This window comes from Mesonia hippocampi, from assembly GCF_014197445.1.
GTDB lineage: Bacteria > Bacteroidota > Bacteroidia > Flavobacteriales > Flavobacteriaceae > Mesonia > Mesonia hippocampi.
The window spans coordinates 1-4,613 of the sequence record NZ_JACIFO010000021.1 but is presented as its reverse complement, the minus strand read 5'-3'; the positions used below and the strand labels follow the sequence as shown (position 1 = coordinate 4,613).

General features: G+C 30.5%; 2 protein-coding genes. Both read right to left on the bottom strand.

Annotated elements, in window-relative coordinates:
• Positions 1-208 precede the first annotated feature (208 nt).
• Entirely contained in the window at positions 209-2,353 is a 2,145-nt protein-coding gene (locus tag GGR32_RS11915) for an ATP-binding protein (RefSeq protein WP_183478429.1), read from the bottom strand.
• Positions 2,354-2,572: 219 nt separating this feature from the next.
• The gene (locus GGR32_RS11910; protein ID WP_183478428.1) at positions 2,573-4,108 is read right to left on the bottom strand and encodes an ATP-dependent nuclease; all 1,536 of its coding nucleotides are present in this window, start codon (positions 4,106-4,108) and stop codon (positions 2,573-2,575) included.
• Positions 4,109-4,613 lie beyond the last annotated feature (505 nt).

Sequence of the window (4,613 nt, the reverse complement as noted above, 5' to 3'; positions counted from 1 at the left end):
AGTGGGGCGGGATGCCTTGCTTTATTGTTTCTTGTAAAAAAACGTTTACAGAAGTCTATATCTTCACTTTTAAGACACTCAACTATTAACTATTCACTTAACTAATAAAAAAAATAAAGCCGCTTAAAACGGCTTATATAAAATCGATTTAGGCAAAATTATAGGCTTGTGCAACGGTTACCGTTGTTACCTGCTGGCCTTTTTCCATTTACTCAATTGTAGGTGGTTCATTTTCTCCTTTAGTCAATTTTTTAATGAATACATTATTCCGATTTTTTGCTCTCTCAAGAAGTGTTGAGTATTTAACTACTTCTGTATAAAGTGTACCATCTTTACCTTCATTCTTAAACATTCCAGCAATTGTTTTAGAAGGTCTAAAAAGGTAATCAAAATTATAGGCATTTTTGAAATCCGCATCATATGTTCTTACGTCATTAGGCTCAATTTTCTCACCAATCAAATAACCATAAAAAGTAGTTAATTTCATTTTCGGTATTGAGAAGTTCCTTAAAAGAGTTGCGTAACTATTTATTTGGTTTAAATGTGCAGAGACACTAACATTCGGATTTTTAAATTCTATTATAATACATTTTTCTTCTTGAGGAAATAAAAGAATATCTGGTCTTTTGTCAAGTCGTTTTTCACCAATAGAATTTATAAACTGTTTTTCTTCTTCTGTAAGATCTTCTCTAATAATATTTTCTCCTTTAAACTTTATTTCCGATAATTGAAATTCTGAAAGACCTTGAAAGTAAATGAAGTCCTCGTTAATTATCCATAAATCACTTTTTTCAGGTGTTGTTGTATTTTGTTGGAAAATCAAATTGTGTAATAAGGCTTCGTCTTTATTTCTTGAACCATCATTTTGTACAGATAATTTTCTGTTTAGTATTAATGAAAATAATTCAAGCACAAGTTTTCTACGAGCAACATAGTGAGTTAATTCCGCTTTGTTCTGTTGAGGAATTACTCGTGTAATTCTTTCAATTTCTTCATCTAATGAGTTTGAAAAATCATCGGAAGTTGTATCTAAATGATTTAATCTTTCTATACTATCCTTTAAGTTTGAATCTAATTCAGCCTTTTTCTTCGCTTCTGCTGTATAGAATTTTTCTAATATTTTTTTATCACTATCATTTATGGAAATTTCTATTTCACAATCTAAATCTTCAGGTAATAAGAACATTTCTTTAAGATTTTTTAAATCTAGCTGGTGTTTTTCCTGTATTTTTTCTATTTGCGGATACAGATGATTAATAGAACTATTTATCTTGTTTTCAAGTAAGTCTAAAATAATTACTTCTTCGTTAAATATGTTAGGGTCATTTGAAAAAATATCATTGTTTGGAATATCTAATTCGCCTCTTTCATTTGTGTCTTTATCATCTAGATAATCACTTGAAACTAAAAAAAGAAAATGACTATTATCAATTACTTCATTTTTTGAAAGAGAAAGTAAGTCTATTTCGAAATTTTCAATTACTTCGTGCTTACTAGTCAATTTTAAATCATTGTGTTTTAAAAATGATTTATCTAACTTATAAGAATTGATAGTAAATGTTTCAAAATTCTCAGTTTCAATGATGCTTTTAGCATCATCTGAAATTTTAGAATAATGAACTTGAACATTATCAGATTTATCTATTTTTGGAATATCAGATTTTGAAATAGTTGATTTACCTTCTTTATCGTTGAACACAAAATGTTCAATTATTATTTCAGGTAAACTTTCTTTATTTAAACAAAAATATTGGATGTACCTTTTTAAAAGTGCATCTTTCAAAGTGGAATCGTTCAGTGTATGATAGATGTTCCTAGTTTGGTCTAAAAGACCTTCAAATGTCAAAATAGTTCCAGTAGATTTTTCGCTTGATTCTATGTCGCTTTTATGAAAGGTTATAGAGTTTCTTTTAAGGTAGTTTTCATTTTTTGAAACGAAAAATTCCCTTTCTCTGAAACTACCATTATCTTGATATTTGCTTTTGATTTTTGTTGTATCAAAATAGTGGGTGAATTGAATTCTTCCAGAACCAAGATTCTTAAATCCTTTTGTGAAATCTTTATAGGTGTTAAAACGTTTAAATTCTTTGTCATCAAATCCAACACCATTGTCGCTAATTTGTAGTTTAGAAAAAGTATAACTTTGGTCGGTATTCTGAGTTGAATATATTTTTATCTCGATTTTACCTTTAAAGTCTATATTTTGATTTTCCTTAATTCGTATTGCTTCTAAAGAATTTGTAAAGGCTTCGTAGACTGGTTGCAATGAAATTTTAGAACGTTTTACATCTCTAATTACTCCTTCATAATAGACACCATCTCCACTAATATATGTGTTGTTTTCAAATTTCATTTTCAATTCTTAAAAGTTGAGTAAAGTTCGTTTATTTCACTCAGTTTTTTATGTAAACCGACGTTTTTTTCGGCTTGCAGGTAACGGTCTTGTATAACAATCAGTTGCGGATTGGTTAACAACTAAGATAGCTAAAATTACCGACTTTTATGCTTGCGCGGTTGTGTCCGCAGGTGACAAAGCCGCAATTGTTGTTATACGGTGTTGGCATTTCGTTTTTTATGAAATAAACTCTTTGATTTCTAAAAACTCTTCTGGAATATCTTCAGTGTCCAATTCGGAGGCGAATTCATAAGCAGGCCTAATTTTGTCCTTCGAATTCGGATTCAATACTTGACTATCAAATTTATTATTCAAAAAAGTCTCTAAATTTGGATCTAATTCTAATCCTTTGGAATCTTTCATTAGGTTAAAAAGTATTTTGTATTTGTCTTCAACTTCTCCGTCGGAATCCCAAATTGCATAAAAATTAGTCATACCTAAAGCTGAGCATAATCCAGCAAAATAAATTACTCCGCCTTTTCCATTACAATCTATTACTGACAGACCAATTTTATCAATATCAATATTCCATTTAGTTTCTATAATTGTTTGGTAAAATATTTTATCAGATTCACCCTCAACAAATAATATTTTCTTTGCAAAAAAGATTTCATTTCGCTCAGTATTAAAATGGGAATAAATTTTGAATCTCTGTTTTTCAGCTTCTAATTCATTTATAAATTCAGCTTTCTCAAAATTGTATGTACCTTCTTCTTTACTCCTCTGGAGCATCTCAATTTCATAAGCTCTTAGAGGATCCACAAAGTTAGGATTATGCGTAGTGTATAATATTTGAGTTTCCTCAGATAAACTTTGAAAGCTTTTATATAGAGAACGTTGTGCTTGTGGGTATAAATAGATTTCTGGTTCTTCAATTCCAAAAATTACTTTTCCACCCATTAATTCTGAATAGGTTTGAAAAATTGAAATCATTAACAAATTTTGCATTCCCGCTCCGACCTCCGTACTATCGAAATGTAAATCTGGGTTATCTTCACTAATATGTATTTGCAATGTTTTATAAAACCAATTTATATTATAAATATCTAAAACCGGTTTAAAATCAGATGCTAAACCCGCACTATTCTCATCGCATTTTTCTTTAAATGTATCGGAGAACTTTTTAAATGTTACCTGTTCTTCCGAAAAGTCATCTTCTAGAAATTCCTTTGCAGGATTCATTTTCTGCCTAAATTCTTCTTTTAGCCTATCCTCATTCTCATCGTAATGAGTTATATAATTCTCATAAATTAATCGCATCATTTTACCTAACATAGTCCAATGACTAACCCTTAATTCAGTATTTAAATTTCTCTCTGCTGGTATATATATGAAATGACACAATTTTTTAAACTTTTCGTGACCATAAAAAGTTTGTTCGTTGTTTATGGTTGTTTTAGCAGTTAAATCAGGATAAAGACTCATAGTTAGCCTTATTGATTCAACGGTTGTTGGTCTAAATCCTGGATTACCTGGAACGACTACAGGAGTTGTAAATTCAATTTCAATATTTATGTCTTGTGAAGGGTCATTGAATAATTCCCTTGCTACTTTTGCTTTTGTTGTCCAACCTTCTCCTAATACTAAGTCTATAGCTTTAAGTACATTTGTTTTACCCGTACTATTTGGTCCAATTAAAGTAGTTAAATTTCTAGGTTGAATGAAAAGATTTTGAATTGATCGAAAATTTTCAATCAGTATACTTTTAATCATAATTGAATTCTAAATATTGGTTTAAAATGAATGCCAACGCCCTGACGGATATGGCGATTTGCGTTGAAGTGAAAACTTCAAGAGCAAAGGGAGCCATTAGACGTAATTCGCTATATCCGTTTGTTGTCGAGAGTTCACCTATGTAGGCGTCTCAAGTCAATAGTTATTAATAGTTTACTACAAATATAGCGAATTACAGTCGTACTGTCAGGGCGTTGTTCGAGAATAGCTCAAGAGAAAATGTTGCCGTAGGCAACATGACTTGAGCGACCCATAGGGTATTCTCGAACAACGTGTTTGTATAAGATTAGTTGCGTGGTTTAAGCACTAAAGTTAGCAAATAAATCACAGATAGAAAGTCCGCGAGGACTTTCGTAAATAGGCTATTACCAGCAATTAATTTTATACGGTGTGCCTGTTGCACAATTTAGCAAAAAATCCATAGCTAAGGTATTTTTCTGTGATTAATTTTCGTAACTTGTTGTATGCAAGGCAAGAAACAATA